Source organism: Nocardioides sp. (assembly GCF_024509035.1).
Classification (GTDB): Bacteria; Actinomycetota; Actinomycetes; order Propionibacteriales; family Nocardioidaceae; genus Nocardioides.
On the sequence record NZ_JANINT010000341.1, the window covers coordinates 1 to 304 of the forward strand.

Annotated in this window: 1 protein-coding gene; it reads right to left on the reverse strand. The window is 75.3% G+C overall.

From position 1 onward, the window contains the following. Positions 1–57: 57 nt before the first annotated feature. Positions 58–304 (reverse strand): response regulator (locus Q0L15_RS20960; protein ID WP_296606655.1); only part of this gene is annotated, 247 nt, incomplete at its 5' end.

Sequence of the window (304 nt, forward strand, 5' to 3'; positions counted from 1 at the left end):
CCAGGCCCGCGATCAGGCCGGCCGTCGCCAGGGCCGCCGCGGCGTGCCGCAGCGTCGTCACACGTCCTCCCACCCCAGCATCTCGGCGACCTCGGCGCCCAGCGTCATCGGGCCGAACGGCTTGGCGATGACGCCGACGACGTCGAGATCGTCCCACGCCTGGGCGCCGCCGGCGCGGAGCTTGGCGGTGAGCAGGATCACCGGGATGTCGCGGGTGCGCTCGTCCGCCCGCAGCGCCTGGAACGTCGCCCGCCCGTCGACGACCGGCATCATCAGGTCGAGCAGCACGGCGTCCGGCCGGTGC